The organism is Streptomyces sp. NPDC002896 (assembly GCF_040295225.1).
In the GTDB taxonomy this organism is placed as follows: domain Bacteria; phylum Actinomycetota; class Actinomycetes; order Streptomycetales; family Streptomycetaceae; genus Streptomyces.
Window position 1 is genome coordinate 57,557 of sequence record NZ_JBEOVA010000014.1, and the last position, 16,518, is coordinate 74,074.

The following is a 16,518-nucleotide window of genomic DNA, read 5'->3' on the forward strand; positions in this document are numbered from 1 at the left end:
GCCGACCGACCGGCCCGTGGACAAACTGAAAGCAAATTGTTTCTGAACGAAACAAAGTGAGACGGCATCCCGGTGCCTACGCGCACGCACCGGGACGAACCTCGCCCCGGCGCGCGGGGGGACACGCGCCGGGGCGAGGGGTCTGGGGAGATCTACGGGAGAGGGATCTCTCAGCCGAGGTGGAGCTGCTGGCCCGGGTAGATGACGTTGCAGTCCTGGACGACGTCCTTGTTCAGCTCGAACAGCTTCTTCCAGCCGCCCTTGACCTTGTGGCTCTTGGCGATCTTGCCGAGGGTGTCGCCCTCCGCGACCTTGTACTCGCCGTCACCCTTCTTGACCTTCTCGCCGGTCGGGGTCTCGACGGTCGCGGTCGCGCCGCTGCCCTCGGAGCCGGAGGCGGTCTGCTCCTCCGTGCCCTGCTCGGTGGTGCTCGGCGCGGTCGTGCTCTGCTCGGTCGTGCTCGGCGTGGTCGTGCTCTGCTCGGTCGTGCTCTGGCTCGACTCGCTCTGCTGGGTGCCGTCACTCTGCTGAGTGGTGGCGGAGTCCGTGGTGGCGGAGTCCGTGGTGGCGGTGGTCGAGCCGCCCTCGTACGGGGTGTTGGAGAGGTTCACGCCACAGGTCGGCCAGGCGCCCTTGCCCTGAGCCGCCAGGACCTTCTCGGCGACGGTTATCTGCTGTTCCTTGGTGGCCTTGTCGGCCGTCGCGGCGTACTGCGTACCGCCGTAGGCGGCCCACGTGGAGGCCGAGAACTGCAGGCCGCCGTAGTAGCCGTTGCCGGTATTGATGGACCAGTTGCCGCCCGACTCGCACTGGGCGACGGCGTCCCACTCGGTGGCGGTGGCGGCGGAGGCGGTGCCGGCCGTCATCAGCGGAGCGGCGATGGCGACGCCGGTCACACCGGCGAGTGCGGCGATGCGAGAAGTGCGGCCGAGAACGGACGGGCGACGGTGCGTGCCCTTGCTGGAACGCAGCATGGAGTGATCCCCTCACCGACGCCTGCGAGGTGAGCTGTCGGGTTCGGGCCGATGGGGTATCCCCTGCTCCTCAGGAGCTTGGGAAGAGTTGCCCGGTCGCACGTTTCGTTGCGTGCGACTTCACCCCAAGCCGGTTCTGGCCGTCGCCAGCCGAGACCATGTGCTCAGCTGCTCAACTGCCGTTGCCGGCACAAACCTTGGGTCCCCCGCTCCTGCCTACGGCGCTGGACGCGACGACTGAACCCGCATGGCCGTCGGCAGGATTCGGCGTGACGACCGCGAGTGCTCGCTGTGGCGAGCGGTCACGACCGTAAACATCCGCCAGAGCGGATTTCAAAGACGATCAGGGCTTCTGAGACTCATCTCTCACTCGCACCAAAACGGACAATTAGCCCTGAACTATCGCTATTTACCGGCCGATTCGAGACCGAGATCCAGGGTCTGACCGGGGAGGATGAGGTCGGGGTCGGCGCCGACGGTCTTCTTGTTCTCCTCGTAGAGGGCGGTCCATCCACCCTTGACGTCATGGGCGTCGGCGATCGCCCAGAGGTTGTCACCGGTGCGCACGGTGTACGAGCCGTCGTCGCCCCGGTCCGCGTCGGAGCGCGACGCGTGGCGGCCGGAGGGGTCGGAGGAGCGCGTGTCGGCGCCCTCCTGGGCGCTGTCGCCGCGGTGCCGGCCGGCTCCCGCACCTTCGGACGGGGACTCGGCAGACTCGGCGGCGTCTGCGGCGGCCGAATCCGAGGGCGAACTACCGTCGACCTCGCTGGACTTATCGGATTTGCCCGAATCGCCCTGCTTGCCCCCCTTGGACTCGCCGGAGGCTGCCGAGTCATCGGCGGCAGCGGAGGAGTCGTCGGTCGGCTCGTCGGACGCCGAGGGCTCCGCCGCGTCCGAGGAACCGGACGACGTGTCGGACGAGGAGTCCGACGTGTCCTTCGACACACCCGTGTCGACGTCCGCCGCGGCCTCGCCCTTGGTGAGACCGACAAGGAGAGAGCACGTCGGCCACGCCTTGGGTCCCTCGTCCGCGAGGATCTTCTCGGCGACGGCTATCTGCTGCGAACGGCTCGCCTTGTCCGCGCTCGGGGCGTAGTCGAGACCGCCGTAGTTCTCCCAGGTCTCCTGTGTGAGCTGCAGACCGCCGTAGTGGCCGTCGCCTTCGTTCGCGCTCCACGCGCCGCCGCTCTCGCACTCGGCGAGGTGGTCCCAGGTGGAGGCGTCCGCGGCGCCGGCGCTGGTGGCACCGAGCAACGGGATCGCGATGGCTGATCCGGCCACCCCCGCCGCGACGATGAGGGCCGGAGCCTGGCGGGGGCGACGGTGTCGGCCGTTCCCGGAGAGCATGCGGTTGCCTTTCGCGGTCGGGGACTTACCCGGCAGACGGAGCCAACCGGGCAAGACTGGGTCGACTGGGACAGCTGATACCCGAGTCGACGGTGAAAGTAGCGGGAGTCGAACGCTTGTCACAAGTCGATGCAGCGGAGATCACGTGAAAGTCACAAGGTTGACGGAGCGTCAGCTGCCGCCTCGAGTCGCTACTCGAGTCGCTCCTCGAGTCGCTTCTTGGCCAGGTCGGCTACGGCTGCGGGGTGAAGCGCACCGGCAGCGTCCGCAGGCCCCGCATGATGAGCCCGCCGCGCCACCTCAAATCGTCGGGATCCGCATCGAGTTGCAGGTCGGGAAGGCGCTTCAGCAGCGTGGCGAGGGCCGTCTGGCCCTCCAGCCGGGCGAGCGGTGCGCCCAGGCAGTAGTGGATGCCGTGCCCGTATCCGAGGTGCTGGTTGTCGCGTCGGGCCAGGTCGAGGGTGTCGGGTTCGGCGAATCGCTCGGGATCGCGGTCGGCGGCGGCGAGCACGACGAGGACGGGGTCGCCGGGTGCGATGTGCTGCCCGCCGATGGTGAGCGCCTCGGTCGCGAACCGCCAGGTGGCGAGCTCCACCGGCCCGTCGTAGCGGAGGAGTTCCTCGACTCCCGTGGCGAGCAGGTCCGTCTCGCCCGCCGCGAGGGACTTCTGCAGCCGCTCGCGCTGGACGGGGTTGCGCAGCAGCGCGTAGGTGCCGTTCCCGATGAGGTTGACGGTCGTCTCGAACCCTGCGAAGAGCAGGATGAACGCCATCGCGGCCGCCTCGTTCTCGGTGAGGTGCTCGCCGTGGTCGGAAGCGCGGATGAGCCCGGAGATGAGGTCGTCGTCGCCGTCCTCGCGCAGGCCTTCGCGCTTGCGGTGGATCAGCTCGGCGAGATAGCCGCGCATCTTCTTCACGGACCGGGCGACGCCCCCGCGCGGCCCGCCGCCGTGCCGGATCATCATGCCCGCCCAGTCCCGGAAGTCGTCCTGGTCCTCGCGGGGAACACCGAGCATGTCGCAAATGGCGTAAATGGGAAGGGGAAAGGCGAACTCGTGGATGAGGTCGGCGGTTCCTTTGCCTGCGAACTGGTCGATGAGGCGGTCGGTGAGTTCCTGCACGCGCGGCGCGAACTCCGCCACGCGGCGCGGCGTGAACGCCTTCGACACCAGCCGCCGCAGCCGTGTGTGGTCCGGCGGGTCGATGTTGAGCAGATGCGTCATCAGCTCCGCCTTGCGCTCCCCGGGGATGCCCGTCTTGCCCTTCGCGTGCGCGGGCTCGTCGTGGTGCGCCGGGTTCTTCGACAGCCGCTGGTCGGCGAGCGCCTGCCGCGCGTCCGCATACCGGGTCACGAGCCAGGCCTCGACCCCGCTGGGCAGCCTGGTGCGGTGCACGGGCGCGTGCTCGCGCAGCCAGGCGTACGCGGGGTACGGGTCGGCGGCGAACTCCCAGGTGAAGAGCTCGGGGGCGGGTTCCTCTGCGGGAGCGGGTCCCTCTGCGGGGGTCCCGGCCGGGTTCTGATCGTGCACGTCTCGACCGTATCCGCAGTCCGCGGTGAGGGCGGACTGCGGGCGGGCTGGGCGGCAGCGAGGGGGCAGCCCGTCGCACCGGGCGCGCCCGCCTGCCCGGCCGGCGCTCAGCCCGCGGCGGCGCCCTCCTCCGCGGTGCGTGTCGCGTCACGGCCGGAGCGGGCAGCGCCGTCTCCAGGTCGACGCCAGGGGGCGGCGAGCCGCCACACCCCGCGGCTCCCGGCGGCCTGTCTTCCGGCGGTGCCGACCCGAGCCGACCACGGCGGCGGCAGGCCCGGCCGACGCGTCGGCGGCAGGCCCCCGGGCCGGCGCTCAGCCCGCGGCGGCGCCCTCCTCCGCGACCCGTATCGCGTCGCGGTACGAGCGGGCCGCCGCTCGCAGTGCTGTTTCCGGGTCGATGCCCTCCGCTTCGGCGCGTGCGGCCAGTGCCAGCAGTTCGTACCCGATGCCGTCGCCGACGGGGAGAGGGACGTCGAGCCCGGCCGTGCGGGTGCGCGACGCGAGCTTGGCGGCGAGCGCGAGGGCGGGCTGGTGCAGCGGGATGCCCTCGGTCACGGATGTGCGCTGCTTCTCGACCGCCTTGGTACGCAGCCAGTGCGCCTTGACCTCCTCGGGTGTCTCCGCGGTGTCGTCGCCGAAGACGTGGGGGTGGCGGTGGATGAGCTTCTCGACGATCGTGCCCGCCACGTCGTCGATGGAGAACGCCTCGGTCCCGTCCTCGGGTCGACCCTCCTGTGCGATACGGGCGTGGAAGACGACCTGGAGCAGCACGTCGCCCAGCTCCTCCCGCAGTTCGTCGCGGTCGCCCGACTCGATGGCCTCGACGAGTTCGTACGCCTCCTCGATGCCGTACTTGGCGAGGCCCTGGTGCGTCTGGGTGGAGGACCAGGGGCATTCGGTGCGGATGCGGTCCATGACCTGGACGAGGTCGAGGAGGCGGGCACCCGGCAGGTCGTACGAGCCGGGGAGCAGCTCCAGATCGGGCATCTGGACGCGGCCCGAGCCGGCCAGCCGCGCAAGGCCGTCGGTCAGCCGCGGCTCGCCCTCGCCCGTGGCGACGACGGTCACCGTCCGCCCGCCCGCGCAGGCGTCCACCAGCTCCTGGGCCGTGGGGGCCGCCTGCTCGACCTCGATGCCCGCGTCCCGCAGATAAGGCAGCTGCGGGTGCGCCGCGTCCGCGCACAGCACGCGGTCGGCCGTGCGGAGCACCTGCCACGCGGGCCACGACAGCAGGCCGGGCGCGACGCGATGGCTGGTGGTGAGCAGGACGATGCGGCCGGGGTCATCGGAGCTGGTTGCGTTCACGCATCGAACGTAACCCACGACACCGACATCGCCCCGGCGCTCCGGGCGCCGGACAGCGCGCACCGCCCGGCCCCGCGGTCTGCCGCCGCGACGCCTACGCCTGTTTGTTCCCCGCCGACGTCACCTCGCGGATCCACGGCGTCTTGGCGTCCGCGCGCCGGCTCTTCTCCACGTCCCAGGTGCCGTACCGCGGGTTCAGGTCGACGTCGAGCGCCTTCGACGCGTCGGAGAGCGCCTTCCAGAACGTGGCCTGGCCCGCCGACGTGTTCATGTCGGCACCGAGCCGCTTCGCGAGCTCCTGGGCCTCCAGTTCGGTGCGGAGGCTCTCGTCGACGCGCTCCGGGGCGACGCTGTACTGCTGCAGCCAGGCCGCCTCCAGCTGCTTCGCGCCGCCGGCCTGCTGCTCGAGGCCCGTCCGCGCGTCCTGGACCTGCTTGCGTGTGACGTGCACCCCGGCGTCGGTGGCCGCGCGATGCACCACCCGGTCGAGGACCAGGGTGTGGAGGGTGTCACGGGTGAGGCCGCCGGTACTGGCGATGGCCTGCGCGTACTGCGTGTCGTCCGACGTGGCGGCGCGCTGGGCGTCCCGTACCTCGGACACCCGGCTCTCCAGCTGTGCGACCGTGATCCGGTCGCCGCCGACGACGGCCGCGGCCCCGGGACGTGCATCGTTTCCGCAGGCGGTGAGCAGCGGGGTTGCGGCAAGGAGTGCCACAGAGGAGACGGCGAGCGCGATGCGGCGACGGCGGCGGTGCAAGGAAACCTCCCGAGGAGATTGTGCGACGGTGCACAAAGTCTTGCGGTGATCGATGGTAGGCAGTGGCCACGCTCTCGGCCACCCCTCCACAAGCACTTCGTGCAGGGGATGCCCCAGAACCAACGATTCGCAGCGCGTTACGGCACCGGCCAGGCGCCGCCTGTCCCGGCCCGTCCCCCGCCTGTCCTTCCCTACTCCTGCGCGTCTCCCTACTCCTGCGCGTCGACCGCTCGCTCGACCGCCCCCGCCACGTCGGCCCGCAGCCCGTCCCCGGTCTTCGTGACGGTCACGTTCCGGGGCCGGGCGCTTCCGCCCCGCTCGGCGCCTGCGCCCACGAGTACGAACCCCACCTTCCGGTACTGCGGCGCGGCCTCGGCGGCGGCCTTCACCTCGGGCCCGCCCGTCGCGAGGACGACGTCGCACGAGCGCTGCAGCAGGCCGTTCAGATACGGCCGCGCGTTGGCCGCGGACTGCTCGCCCGTCACCGGTACGTAGCTCACGCGCGCGTGCGTCTTGAGCGACGCGTCCTGCATGCCCTGCCAGACCTCGGCGGCGGTGGTCCCGGCCGTGATCCCCTTCTTGCCGGTCAGCAGGCAGGCGTCGACCTCTGTGTAGTGCCGAGCCCGGGTGTCCGGGATCGGCGGCCTCCCGTCGTCCCGGAAGACGAGGAACCCCGCAACGGCAACCGCGGCCACCACGACGAGGGCGGTGGCGGTGACCGTGATCTGCCGGCCGGTCAGCGTCCTCAGCCGGCGGACGACGCCACGAGCGCGTGCGGCGACGCGCGACAGCTGTGCCGTCTCGCGCGCCGTCTTCGCCCGCTGCGCCTGGAGCACCTGTCTGACCCGCTTGGCCACCTGTTCGGCTCGCTTCTCTCGTGTGTTGCCTTCTCTTGCCTGCCGCCTCTTGCCTGCGCCTCCGGTGCGGCCTTGTGTCCGGCTACCGGTGCCTGGGGCGTACTACCGGTACCCGGGGCGTCCCATGCGGCGGGGCCAGACCGTCCAGGCGTGCACCGAGGCTCCCGCCATCGACAGGAGGATCAGCAGCGTGTCGTCCGCGAACGCCATACCGTGCGTGGTCTCGGGCGTCAGAGCGAGCTCAAGGACCCACGCCACCAGCACCGCGCTGAAGACTCCGAAGGCGCCCCAGTCCGCGCGGCCGCCCCTCCTCAGCGCGATCACGAGCGAGGGGACAGGGCACAGCAGCCCCAGGCTGACGACGGGAAGCGCCGCAAGACCCGCCCGGACGGCGAGCGGCCCCAGCACTGGCAACCTCAGCACCGGCAACCTTTCGATCCTCATCCCCTGCTCCCTCGATCGGTTCCTTCGGATTCGGCCTCGGCTCAGCCCGGCTCAGCCGGTGATGGCCACCGGCGCGTCCCAGGCGTCGCGGTCGACGGTGATGGTGTAACCGCCGCGCGACTCCTTGCTGTTGACCATGTACTGGTGGCCGCGGTGGTGCCCGGTGTAGAGCGTCGAGGCGAACGGCCAGTCGGTGGTCGTGGTGTTGACCTGGTCCCACTTGGCGTACCAGAGGTTCCCGGGCAGGTTCGTGCGGTCGGTCGCGGTGGCCAGCGCCTTCGCGCTGGAGCTGCTGAACCCGTAGAAACCGCTCCGGTACTGCTTCGCGTTGACGGCCTTGTGCCAGGCGCGCACGTACGTCAGGACCGCGTTGTTGCAGGACGTGTTGGTGATGTCGTACGGCTCCATGTCCAGGTAGAGCCCGCTGCCCGCCTTCATGCCGAGTGCGGACGCCTTGGCGACCGCGTCCGCACCGTCGGCGGCGCCCTGCGAGGCGGCGGTGCTCGCGTTGATGGTCTCGGGGCTCGACCCCGTCTGGCAGGGCGGCTGGGCCGCCACGTAGATCGGGATGAGCTTCCAGCCGACGGAGCTGACCGACTTCACCCAGGACGCGGTGAGGTTCGGCTGGGAGCAGCCGCGGTTCTTGCCACCCACGTACACGGCGGCGGCCCCGTAGAAGCCGGTGTGCCAGGCCTTCATCGCGGACAGGGAGGGCGCGGCGCAGGTGTCGAAGGCACGGCCCGTGTAGACCTTGGCCGCCGGCCAGCTGGTGGTGGCCAGGGAGTTCTGGGCCGCGATGCCGGCTCCCGCGAGCACCGCTGCACCTGCCGCGGCCCAGGCGATGTACCGACTCTTCCTAGACGCCCGATGGCTGGACATCCCCACCCCATTCACGACACGAGGTCGACTACGAGAGAAGCTCCGCCACGTGCCCTGCACCGGGCACGCCGGACGTGCCGGACGCGCGCAGGACGCATAGGCCGGGAGCTGAACAAACACGGCTGACGCCCAGTCACGGCGGAAGGGGCATGGACGCGCCCTCCATCGCTTGCATGACACCGCTTTCTGAGCGGATCGAACCGTAACCGACCGTTCCGGGCCGGGCGGGAAACATCGCGCCTTGATCACCACAAGAATCCCCCAAGGCACAGCAAAACCAGGCACAGCAAAACCAGAGGGAGCAGACCGGCGAGACCTTCAGGACGTCCCGGCGCCTGGCCCAGAGGTACGCCGAGTCCGCCGCTGGATCCGGACGGCGGGCAACGCCAGCCCGGCGGCGACGATCCAGAGGAAGACCGTCAGGGCGGCCCATTCGCCGGTAGTGGTCTCCGGATCCGAGACCCCGAAGATGGTGTAGGCGGCGGCCACGAGGGACCAGAGACCCGCGAGCACGCCGAAGATGACCAGTCCCGCCGTCTGCGCGCCCGTGCGTCGTGCGGGTGCCGGCCGTCCGGACCGCGCCGGACTCGCTCCGTCGGCGGCGGCCCCCGCGTCGGCTCTGGGCTGCTGCCGGGGCGGCAGCCAGACCGTGGCGGCCGGGTGCACCGCCGCGTCGATGGTCGCCATCGTATGGGCGTCGATCCCGTACAGCCCCGGCTCCACCTGTACGGCCAGGCCGTCGCTGCCGACGAGTTGGCGACCGCCGTCGGGCCAGCTCAGCTGGGCGGCGCACTCGCGGTAGAGCACCGTGATCGTCCGCTTCTCCGTGGTCAGGCTGACGCCCTCGTCCCCGACGACCAGCGCCGAACCGTCCTTGCGCACCGAGGGGAACTGCTTCCCGGCGACGGCGTGGAGCGAGGCGGTCGGGGCCGCCGCGAACCCGGCCCAGTCGGCCCTGTGGCCCGTGGGCACCTGCATCAGCGCCGTCCCGGCGGCCTCCAGTGCGACCGCGTGCAGATGCCCCGGCGTCGTGGCCCACAGTTCGGACCGCAGCTCGTCGGTGCCGCGCAGCGGCCGATGCGCGAGGAGGTCCTCCGCCGCGCCGGGCAGCCGCCGTACCGCTCCGTCGGGGGCCGTCAGCGCGGCGTCGGCGCGCGTGCGCACCGCCTCCAGATCGGCCGGCTCGATCCGGCCGGCCTGGAGCTTGGCCAGGACGTCGACGAAGCCGCCGAGCACCGCGTCCTGCTTGGCGGGCAGGGCGTCCGCGAAGGCCGTGACGACCGCGAACCCGTCGCGGCGCGACTCGTAGGAGGTCGCGGCCGTGTAGGAGTAGCCGCCCTCCTGGCGCAGTGCGCGCGACAGCTCGCGCTCCAGGACCCCCGAGTAAAGGCGGGCCGCGGTGGTGTCCGCCGGTACGCAGTCCAGCAGCACACCGCCCGTGCCCTCCGAGAAGTAGGCGGGTCTCTCGGGGAGGGCGGAGGTGACGGCCGGCATGGGGCGGCGGGCGCCGGCGGGCAGCTTGAGCCTCAGCCCGGCCGGGAGCCGTTCCCCGGCGATCCACAGCGCGGCGTTGTCCCTGGTGAACCAGGTCCCCGCCCAGTGATGTACGTCCTCCGGGCGCAGCTGCCGCACTCCCCACTCCGGGTAGCTGGGCAGGCCGTAGCCCTGTGCTCCGTAGCGCCACAGCGCGAGTTGGCCGGGGTCGCGGCGGGCCTCCTCGGTGCGCAGGATCTCCTTCTCGGTCTCCAGGCGCTCCATCGGCAGGTCGGCCAGCGAGGTGCACACGCCGTCCAGATAGGCGACGATCTCGTGCTCGGCGCCCTCCACGTGGAAGTGGGTGAACGCGGCCTTGGTCGCGCCGTTGAAGTGGTAGTCGGCCAGGCCCTGGCGGTGCAGTGCCAGGTGCTCCACCAGGTGTGTGACGCCGGCCCGGCTCAGCGTCTCGTCGGCGACGCCGACGCGGAAGACCAGCCCGGCTCGCATCGGTCCTGCGGAGTACGCGAAGAGCGTGGGTATGCCGTCGACCTCGGTGGAGTGGATGGTCTGGCTCATGGTTCAGCCTCTCGCGAGTGCGGCGGCACGGTGTCGGGTGAAGGCCTCTACGGGGTCGCCGAGGTACTCCCAGGGAAATTCGGAGGCCAGGTTGCCCATCGCCCGGAAGTGGACGGCGGCGCTCTCCGTGTCCCCGATGAGGGAGAAGAGCGCGGCGAAGGCGCCCTGGACGCTGACCCATCCGTAGGGGCGTTGAAAGGCCGGGTGGAGCACGGACCGCTGGGCGGCCTCGGTGAGTTCGGACCGGACGTAGGCCTGGCGCAGGTATTCGGTCCGCTTTTCCTTGTCGCGGAGGTCGAGCCAGTGCTCGAGGTGCGCCTCGGCCACGAGTCCGCCGTTCAGCGCGCCTTCGGGAGCGTTCAGCATGCACTCCCGGGCGAAGCCGTGCGCCGCTTCCCAGCTGCCGCTCCACTTCGGGCACAGCTGCTGCAACAGCCGTGACTGACCGGAGAAATGGCTCGGGTGGTACGCGGCCAGCCGGTCGTACCGGCGCCGCGCCTCGTTCTGCCCGAGCTGGAGTCCCCTGGCGGTGTTGAGGCGCTCGGACCAGGCCGCGTCGTGGGACGGGTCGAGGGCGGTGGCCCGGATGAGCAGTTGCTCGGCACGCCGCAAGTACGCGTGGAACTGGGCGAACTGCTCCCTGCTCACGTGCTCGGCGCGGGCCGACGTCCTGACGTCCCAGCCCAGCCGCACCTCACGGGTCCCGAGAAGCGTCAGGGCGAAGACGTCGGTCGGTACCGCGGCGACGAACTCGCGCAGGGGTTGTTCCACACCCGGGACGTCTGCCAGCACACCGAAGGCGAAGCTCCGGTTGGTCCCGTGCGGAAGCCCGTCGACGTACTGGCGAACCGCGGCCCAGTCGTTCGCGGCGGCGGCCTGCTCCAGCCAGGCGGCCTCGGGGAACGCCGAGGCGAGCTGGAAGTCGGGGGGCGGCAGGGGTGCGGCGGTTGGCATGGAGCGGATGGTAAATGGCGTAAGTGACCGGCTATCGGTGGCGATGGGGCGACCACACGACGGACATAAGGGGGCACGTGGGGCTACTGGCCGTCGATTTGGGTTCGGCTTGGGTCTGGTTTGGGTGTGCTTGACCCCGCCTTGATGCTCACTTGGCACTGCCTTGCCCTGAGCTTGCTTCTGGTCTGCACCTTGCGTGGAAGACTGACTGCGCGAGCGAGCGGCCCCGGCACCTGAACCGCGATGGGCGGCCGGGACTGGAGCCCGCGTCGGGGGGCTTGGCGTGTTCGCCTCCCCGCACCTCCATGCGCTCCGCTGCGCGCCCACGAAGTGCCATGAACCCGGCGGTCATGCATTTCTGCTGCGGCTCGCTTCGCACCACCCCCCACACATGCTCGGGACGCGCTTCGGTCACGCGTCTTCAGTTCGTCCTGCGCCTCCGCCGACCGGACCGGCGGGCCGGTAGGCACGCCCCGTGACCCACTGCCCCTGACCGTCCCCATCCATCCCCCGTCCGTCCTCTATCCACCGGAGTCCACCGTGGCACTCAACGCCCGCCGCAACCGCCAACTGCTCGAGACCGCGGCCCCCTTGCTGATAGAGGGCGAGCAGGTCGAACTCACCACCCTGGCGGCGGTCGGTTCGGTGTCCGTGCGCAAGCAGGCCCTCACGGCGGCCGTGGTCGGCGTACTCAGCGCGGGAACGGTGGTGGCGACCGTCCGCCCCCGCCCGATGTACATCGTCGTGACCGACCAGCGTCTGCTGTTCTTCGACGGCGCGGGCGGCGGCAAGCCGGGCCGCCTCCAGATGAACCTCCCGCGCCCCTACGTCTCGGCCGCGGAACCCAAAAAGGGCTTCCTGGGCCTGACCATGGTCACGCATCTGACGGTCGCCGGCCAGGAGAAGGGCCTGAAGGTCACGTTCCCGGTCCAGACCCGGGGGGACGGCCGACGGTTCACTTCGGCGCTCCCGGTCACTCGCTGAGGGATCGCGGGGTCGGCGTAGACCGCCGGGCGCCTCCGCCCGGCGGCCGAGCGTCCCGCAATGGAACCCGGGAAGCCGGGGGCTCATTGTTCGACCCATGCGTACCGATTCCACACCGCATCCCGGTCCTCGGCCTCCAGCAGAACTTGGACGCCCATCTCCCGGGGCAGGAGACAACCTTTTGGCCAGGTGATCTCCTCACCGGCGGCGGTTATCACCACATCTTCGGAGCCGTCGGAGATCTGGAGGTTGTAGAACGTCCGCTCCCGAAGTGCCGTGACCGTCGAGAAATCAGACTCGACAGTCACCATGACACAGTCGTCCTCACCATCGTCCAGTGTCAGCCCGAGGGATGCGGTCGCTGGAATCGATCGGTACACGTCCGCGAGGTCCGACAGAGGAACCTTTGAGTGCTGATACGAGGGATCCCAGACCTCGACGGTCACCATATTGGACATTCAGGCACCCTTCGCCTCACCCACTCGGTTCTGCCGCCGACCATCAGCGCGAATGGACTGCGGATTACAGACGACCCACGCAGATTTGCCGACTCGCGCGGACAGCCGCTATACCACTCCGGCCCGAAATCGATGAGGCATGGTCGGCGCGGCGTGCGCGCCGTACGAGCGCCGGCGGTCGCCGCGTGACCGGTGTTGTCCGATCACAGCGGCGGGGCGTCAAACACGGGCCACCTGTCACCTGTGGCCCCGTCGGGCCGCGGATTGCCTCACGGCCCTCCACGCCAGAGTGCATACCGGCAGAATCAATTGTTAGGCGCGACAGTCGTGTGTCATGCTCGGCCGCATGAGCGCTGAGGACGCGCGGTACCAGGAAGACCTGAGGACGCCGACACTGATCGCCATCGCACGCCAGCAGGAGGTCATCCGCCAGGCGGAAGAGACGATGCGGCAGGAGCGGGAAAGGCTCGCCGAGCTCGTCTATGCCGCCACCACGAGGACTCCGGCCAACCCCATCCCGTACGGCCGCGTCGAACACGGCGCGCGACTGCTCGGAGTCAAGCGCGACCGCGTCGCCAAGATCCGCGCCGCGGTACGAAAGAGCCGAGCCAGGGAAGCGGAGCCGTATCCCGAGGCAGGCGGCCCCGTAACCCCCTCGCTCCCCGCCGCAGCCTGACCGATCCGCTCCGCAGAGAGGAACCTGCCGCTCATGACCACCGCGCCCCTCGGGGGCGGGACATCCGTTCCCCCGATGCCCGAGAGGAACCCGAAGGCGCTCCGCGCCGCCATCGCCCAGTACGCGCCGAAGCTCCTCGTCGACTTCGACCGGCACTGGCGCCGGGACATCGCAGACGCCTACGACCTCGCTCCCGTCCCCGCCTTCATGGCCCGCTGGTGGAGCGAATACGCCCTCGCCCGTGACCCACAGCTCGAAGCCAGGGTCCATCAATTGGAGGACGAGGCCGCCCAGGAATCCGACTACGCCCGTGCGAAAGCCCTCATCGAAGAGGCCGGCGGCATCCGCCGTACGGCCGCGAAGACGGAACCCGGCCAGTGACAAGCGAATTCATGGGGCCACCCTGGCAAGCCGACTGGACGAAGGAAGCCGACGACAACAGGAACGCCCTTCCCGCCCAGGCCCGTGCGCTGGTCGACGCCGCACGCGCGGAGCTCGTCACCGCGAAAGACCCGTACTTCCGGGGCATCGACAGCGACCGCGATCTACCAGCCGGAATGAGCGTCGAACCCGTCCAGTCCACCCGCCCCGGCGGTGAGCACGTTCTCTACTTCGACCACGGACGCGGATGGCTGCGGTACCACTTCGTACCCCGCACCACCGATCCGCAGATCGTGATCGACGAGTGCTTCTGGCAGTAGCCCGGACGCCCCGCACTCCCCACCCCGGACTTCTCCCGCTCTGTGCTGTCGCCAACCCAACGGACGGTTTCGCAGGCACTCCGCAAGGCTTCCAGCGTGCCATCGGCGCCGAATTCGAGCGTGAGGCCGAGGGCGGGGTAGCCGTCGGCGAGCTGGCTCTCCCAGGCCGACCTCCGGAAAGAAACCCCGGCTGTCCGAGGACTTCCTGGCAACTCGCCCGACTCATACCGAACCGGAGTGGACCAAGGCCCGGAGCGGTTCGATATGAAGGAGCGACACCTCAGTCATCGGTAGCACCAGCGGCACAACCGTTAACCGGCCCTGAACCAGTCGCCTCCCGCCTCGCTAAGAGAATACTCAAGGTACTCCTGCAGCGAGAATGCCACACGCCAACGTCCGTCACTTTCGTGATCCCATACGAAGACATCGCCATCGCGCTGTGGCTCGCGAATAAAGCCGAACAGATCGCCACCCGGCCCTCCCCCGAAAAACAAGATCGGGTCGAACGGCATATAGAGCTCTCTTAGATCCGAAGACCTTCTCAGATCAATGTTCTCCCGAAGGATCTCCCGCGCTCCCCAGACGACAGGAAGTCCGTTGCGCCCGGATACGCCTCCGACCTCCAGAAGCAGGTGCGCAAATCACTCGGGATGCTGCACGCTAGAGCCGCCTCAATCTCTGCAAGCGCCCCCCCTCGGCCCCGTGCACAGCAGCCTCCGGGGAGAGACTTTCAATGATCTCGGCCCACATGGGATACCCCTAGCCTTCCCTCGAACAGTCCCCAGCCTCCAACCTAGCGAATCCGCGGCGAGAACCAGTGCCCCAATTGATCATCGACCAGGATCTAATCAGCCTAGAAAGGGACTCACTCCGTTACGGAAAGGCGGAGAACCCACCTCTTCCCATGTCTCGTGGTACAGATTCCGCCAATAGCCTTCCGGGTCTTCGAAGGCGGCAGGATCCACATCGCGCACCAACCAAAGATACTTCTCGCTCACAGCCCAAAGAAGTTCGTCGTCCGGATCGGGTGAGGCCTCCTCCCTGAGCTGGTCAGATGTGGCCCCAAACAGCTCTTCGTGCTGAATTGACTCTGCCCTTTCAGCTTCCTGCTCCGGGTGGGACTCGCCATACGGTAGCGAAGGCGTCCGAAAATTCGTGGAGTTGTCGACCACCCTCCATGGCCATTCCAGCGTGATGTACCGCGAATTCACCGCGGCGACCCGAGCGCTTGCCGACTCACAGGAGACGATGACTTCGATGCCTACTTGGGGAAACATATCTCGTCACCGCTGATCTGGCCGTGAGACGGGACTGGTGCGCGCGGCGTTCGACCCACGCACCGTTTATGGTATATGCCTAGGAGAGTCTCATGCAGGAACGGCAGGTGGACGTTCGCCCTGGCCTCAGCCCACAATCCGCTCTTGGTGTTAGGAACCGACCGCTTCGGCGAGGTCATTCCGCAACTGATCCATGAACGACCACAGGTCGTCGGCGGCGACGGACCATCCCGCATCATCCACTTCATAGGTAGAGCCGATAAGCGCGCCGAGAGACAGTCGATATACACAGCCCTTGGTTGCGCTCACCGCGAACATCGCACCCCCTCCGTCCGTTGCAAAAACGGTAACCGAATCCTGCAGAGAACCTTCCAACCGGGTTGGGTAGTTTCCTGCAGCGATCCCTTCGATGACTGAAGGCGCATCGTCGATCCAGATCCCGCTTTCAAGGTCGGGGAGTGTCACTGCCCCAAGCTTGGTGTAGTAGCCCAGCAGGTCACCTCGAATTCCCGCGGCCGACAAAGCATCCACGGCCTCGGCGCCTTCCGAAGAAGATACCCGGACCACCTCGTGCTCACCTGGACTGAAGCCATGAATTCGTTCAAAGCCGAACACGAATTCCTGCACCAATCGCTGCATCTCCCGAATCCAGGAGTCCCAGTCACTTGCGCTCGCCTCAAAATTAGTGACCATACAACTCCTCCACAATATCGGGATCAAAATTGCTCGAGATCGCTGTGCCGTCCAGTGGCAGGCGCGTCGTTCACGTCAGGAACTGCGCCGCTTCGGCGAGGCCATTCCGCAATCTCACTCCTCAACATTCACACATCCAGACGGCCAATCGAAACTGCCGCAGCTTGTCACTGTCCGGCGAAATTCATCACCATGTCGCGCTGCATTTCAAGAGCACGCCGACAGTTTTCATTTTCACGTTCAGCGTCGGGGGTGACTCTTGGAATGCGCTCCTCGTTGAGGGCGGCCTCATAGCAAGACGACAGAACGCCCAGGACCTCCCGGCTGCCCAGTGGGCGATTTCGCAGGCAATCCGCATACTCGGACACGGCCATTACGAGCGCAGCGAGGCCTGGCGCTGGGTCTTGATCAACCAGCGCATGGAGGTTGTCGAAGAATTCCTCTTCATCCCGAACTGCGACACTGGAGCCAGGATCCTGCAAGTTCACCCTGAAGTCTCTCAGGGCAGCCCTGATGAAGTGGACAGTATGAGCGCGGAAAGATGCTTCAAACGAGGGATGAAAGCTTTCCACTGTAGCTTCGATGCAGCTGATTTCTTCGTCTCTCTTCTGGCATACCAAAGATCGACGACT

At 68.6% G+C, this 16,518-nt stretch carries 18 protein-coding genes and 1 riboswitch; of the genes, 4 read left to right on the forward strand and 14 right to left on the reverse strand.

The window, feature by feature from the left end:
• Positions 1-170 precede the first annotated feature (170 nt).
• The 10 genes from ABT009_RS25920 to ABT009_RS25965 form a co-directional block, all read right to left on the reverse strand.
• Positions 171-974 carry a transglycosylase family protein gene (locus ABT009_RS25920; protein ID WP_351299497.1) on the reverse strand — a complete coding sequence of 268 codons (804 nt, stop codon included), beginning with the start codon at positions 972-974 and terminating at the stop codon, positions 171-173.
• 4 nt (positions 975-978) lie between these two features.
• Positions 979-1,208: riboswitch (cyclic di-AMP (ydaO/yuaA leader) on the reverse strand.
• Between the two features lie 171 nt (positions 1,209-1,379).
• Complete coding sequence (locus ABT009_RS25925) at positions 1,380-2,321, reverse strand: transglycosylase family protein (protein ID WP_351299500.1); 942 nt, start codon at positions 2,319-2,321, stop codon at positions 1,380-1,382.
• A gap of 232 nt (positions 2,322-2,553) precedes the next feature.
• Positions 2,554-3,849 carry a cytochrome P450 family protein gene (locus ABT009_RS25930; protein ID WP_351299502.1) on the reverse strand — a complete coding sequence of 432 codons (1,296 nt, stop codon included), beginning with the start codon at positions 3,847-3,849 and terminating at the stop codon, positions 2,554-2,556.
• 312 nt (positions 3,850-4,161) lie between these two features.
• A complete protein-coding gene (locus ABT009_RS25935; protein WP_351299505.1) occupies positions 4,162-5,154 on the reverse strand; it encodes a nucleoside triphosphate pyrophosphohydrolase in 993 nt (330 codons plus the stop codon).
• A gap of 94 nt (positions 5,155-5,248) precedes the next feature.
• Positions 5,249-5,911 carry a SurA N-terminal domain-containing protein gene (locus tag ABT009_RS25940; protein ID WP_351299507.1) on the reverse strand — a complete coding sequence of 221 codons (663 nt, stop codon included), beginning with the start codon at positions 5,909-5,911 and terminating at the stop codon, positions 5,249-5,251.
• A gap of 209 nt (positions 5,912-6,120) precedes the next feature.
• The gene (locus tag ABT009_RS25945) at positions 6,121-6,768 is read right to left on the reverse strand and encodes a type 1 periplasmic-binding domain-containing protein (protein ID WP_351299510.1); all 648 of its coding nucleotides are present in this window, start codon (positions 6,766-6,768) and stop codon (positions 6,121-6,123) included.
• A 102-nt stretch (positions 6,769-6,870) separates the two neighbouring features.
• Positions 6,871-7,212, reverse strand: coding sequence for a hypothetical protein (locus ABT009_RS25950; RefSeq protein ID WP_351299513.1), 342 nt, complete (start codon positions 7,210-7,212; stop codon positions 6,871-6,873).
• A 51-nt stretch (positions 7,213-7,263) separates the two neighbouring features.
• Positions 7,264-8,091: a glycoside hydrolase domain-containing protein gene (locus ABT009_RS25955; RefSeq protein WP_351299516.1), complete on the reverse strand. Its 828-nt coding sequence runs from the start codon at positions 8,089-8,091 to the stop codon at positions 7,264-7,266.
• Positions 8,092-8,409: 318 nt separating this feature from the next.
• A complete protein-coding gene (locus tag ABT009_RS25960) occupies positions 8,410-10,143 on the reverse strand; it encodes a peptidase M16 family protein (protein WP_351299519.1) in 1,734 nt (577 codons plus the stop codon).
• Between the two features lie 3 nt (positions 10,144-10,146).
• The gene (locus ABT009_RS25965) at positions 10,147-11,097 is read right to left on the reverse strand and encodes a hypothetical protein (protein ID WP_351299522.1); all 951 of its coding nucleotides are present in this window, start codon (positions 11,095-11,097) and stop codon (positions 10,147-10,149) included.
• Positions 11,098-11,637: 540 nt separating this feature from the next.
• On the opposite strand from ABT009_RS25965, the gene ABT009_RS25970 reads away from it, so the two are divergent.
• Entirely contained in the window at positions 11,638-12,081 is a 444-nt protein-coding gene (locus tag ABT009_RS25970; RefSeq protein WP_351299525.1) for a hypothetical protein, read from the forward strand.
• 83 nt (positions 12,082-12,164) lie between these two features.
• Here the strand turns inward: ABT009_RS25970 and ABT009_RS25975 are convergent, their stop codons facing one another.
• Positions 12,165-12,530, reverse strand: coding sequence for a hypothetical protein (locus tag ABT009_RS25975; protein ID WP_351299528.1), 366 nt, complete (start codon positions 12,528-12,530; stop codon positions 12,165-12,167).
• A 355-nt stretch (positions 12,531-12,885) separates the two neighbouring features.
• Between ABT009_RS25975 and ABT009_RS25980 the strand changes: the two genes are divergently transcribed.
• The 3 genes from ABT009_RS25980 to ABT009_RS25990 are packed head-to-tail and all read left to right on the forward strand — an operon-like array spanning position 12,886 to position 13,916.
• A complete protein-coding gene (locus ABT009_RS25980; protein ID WP_351299530.1) occupies positions 12,886-13,215 on the forward strand; it encodes a hypothetical protein in 330 nt (109 codons plus the stop codon).
• A 33-nt stretch (positions 13,216-13,248) separates the two neighbouring features.
• Positions 13,249-13,596, forward strand: coding sequence for a DUF6247 family protein (locus ABT009_RS25985; RefSeq protein WP_351299532.1), 348 nt, complete (start codon positions 13,249-13,251; stop codon positions 13,594-13,596).
• Between the two features lie 11 nt (positions 13,597-13,607).
• A complete protein-coding gene (locus ABT009_RS25990) occupies positions 13,608-13,916 on the forward strand; it encodes a hypothetical protein (RefSeq protein ID WP_351299535.1) in 309 nt (102 codons plus the stop codon).
• Between the two features lie 311 nt (positions 13,917-14,227).
• Here ABT009_RS25990 and ABT009_RS25995 read toward each other — a convergent pair whose 3' ends face one another.
• The 3 genes from ABT009_RS25995 to ABT009_RS26005 form a co-directional block, all read right to left on the reverse strand.
• Positions 14,228-14,548, reverse strand: a complete 321-nt coding sequence (locus ABT009_RS25995; RefSeq protein WP_351299853.1) for an SMI1/KNR4 family protein — start codon at positions 14,546-14,548, stop codon at positions 14,228-14,230.
• Positions 14,549-15,343: 795 nt separating this feature from the next.
• The gene (locus ABT009_RS26000; protein WP_351299536.1) at positions 15,344-15,886 is read right to left on the reverse strand and encodes a hypothetical protein; all 543 of its coding nucleotides are present in this window, start codon (positions 15,884-15,886) and stop codon (positions 15,344-15,346) included.
• Positions 15,887-16,053: 167 nt separating this feature from the next.
• Complete coding sequence (locus ABT009_RS26005; protein WP_351299539.1) at positions 16,054-16,374, reverse strand: hypothetical protein; 321 nt, start codon at positions 16,372-16,374, stop codon at positions 16,054-16,056.
• Between the last annotated feature and the right edge of the window lie 144 nt (positions 16,375-16,518).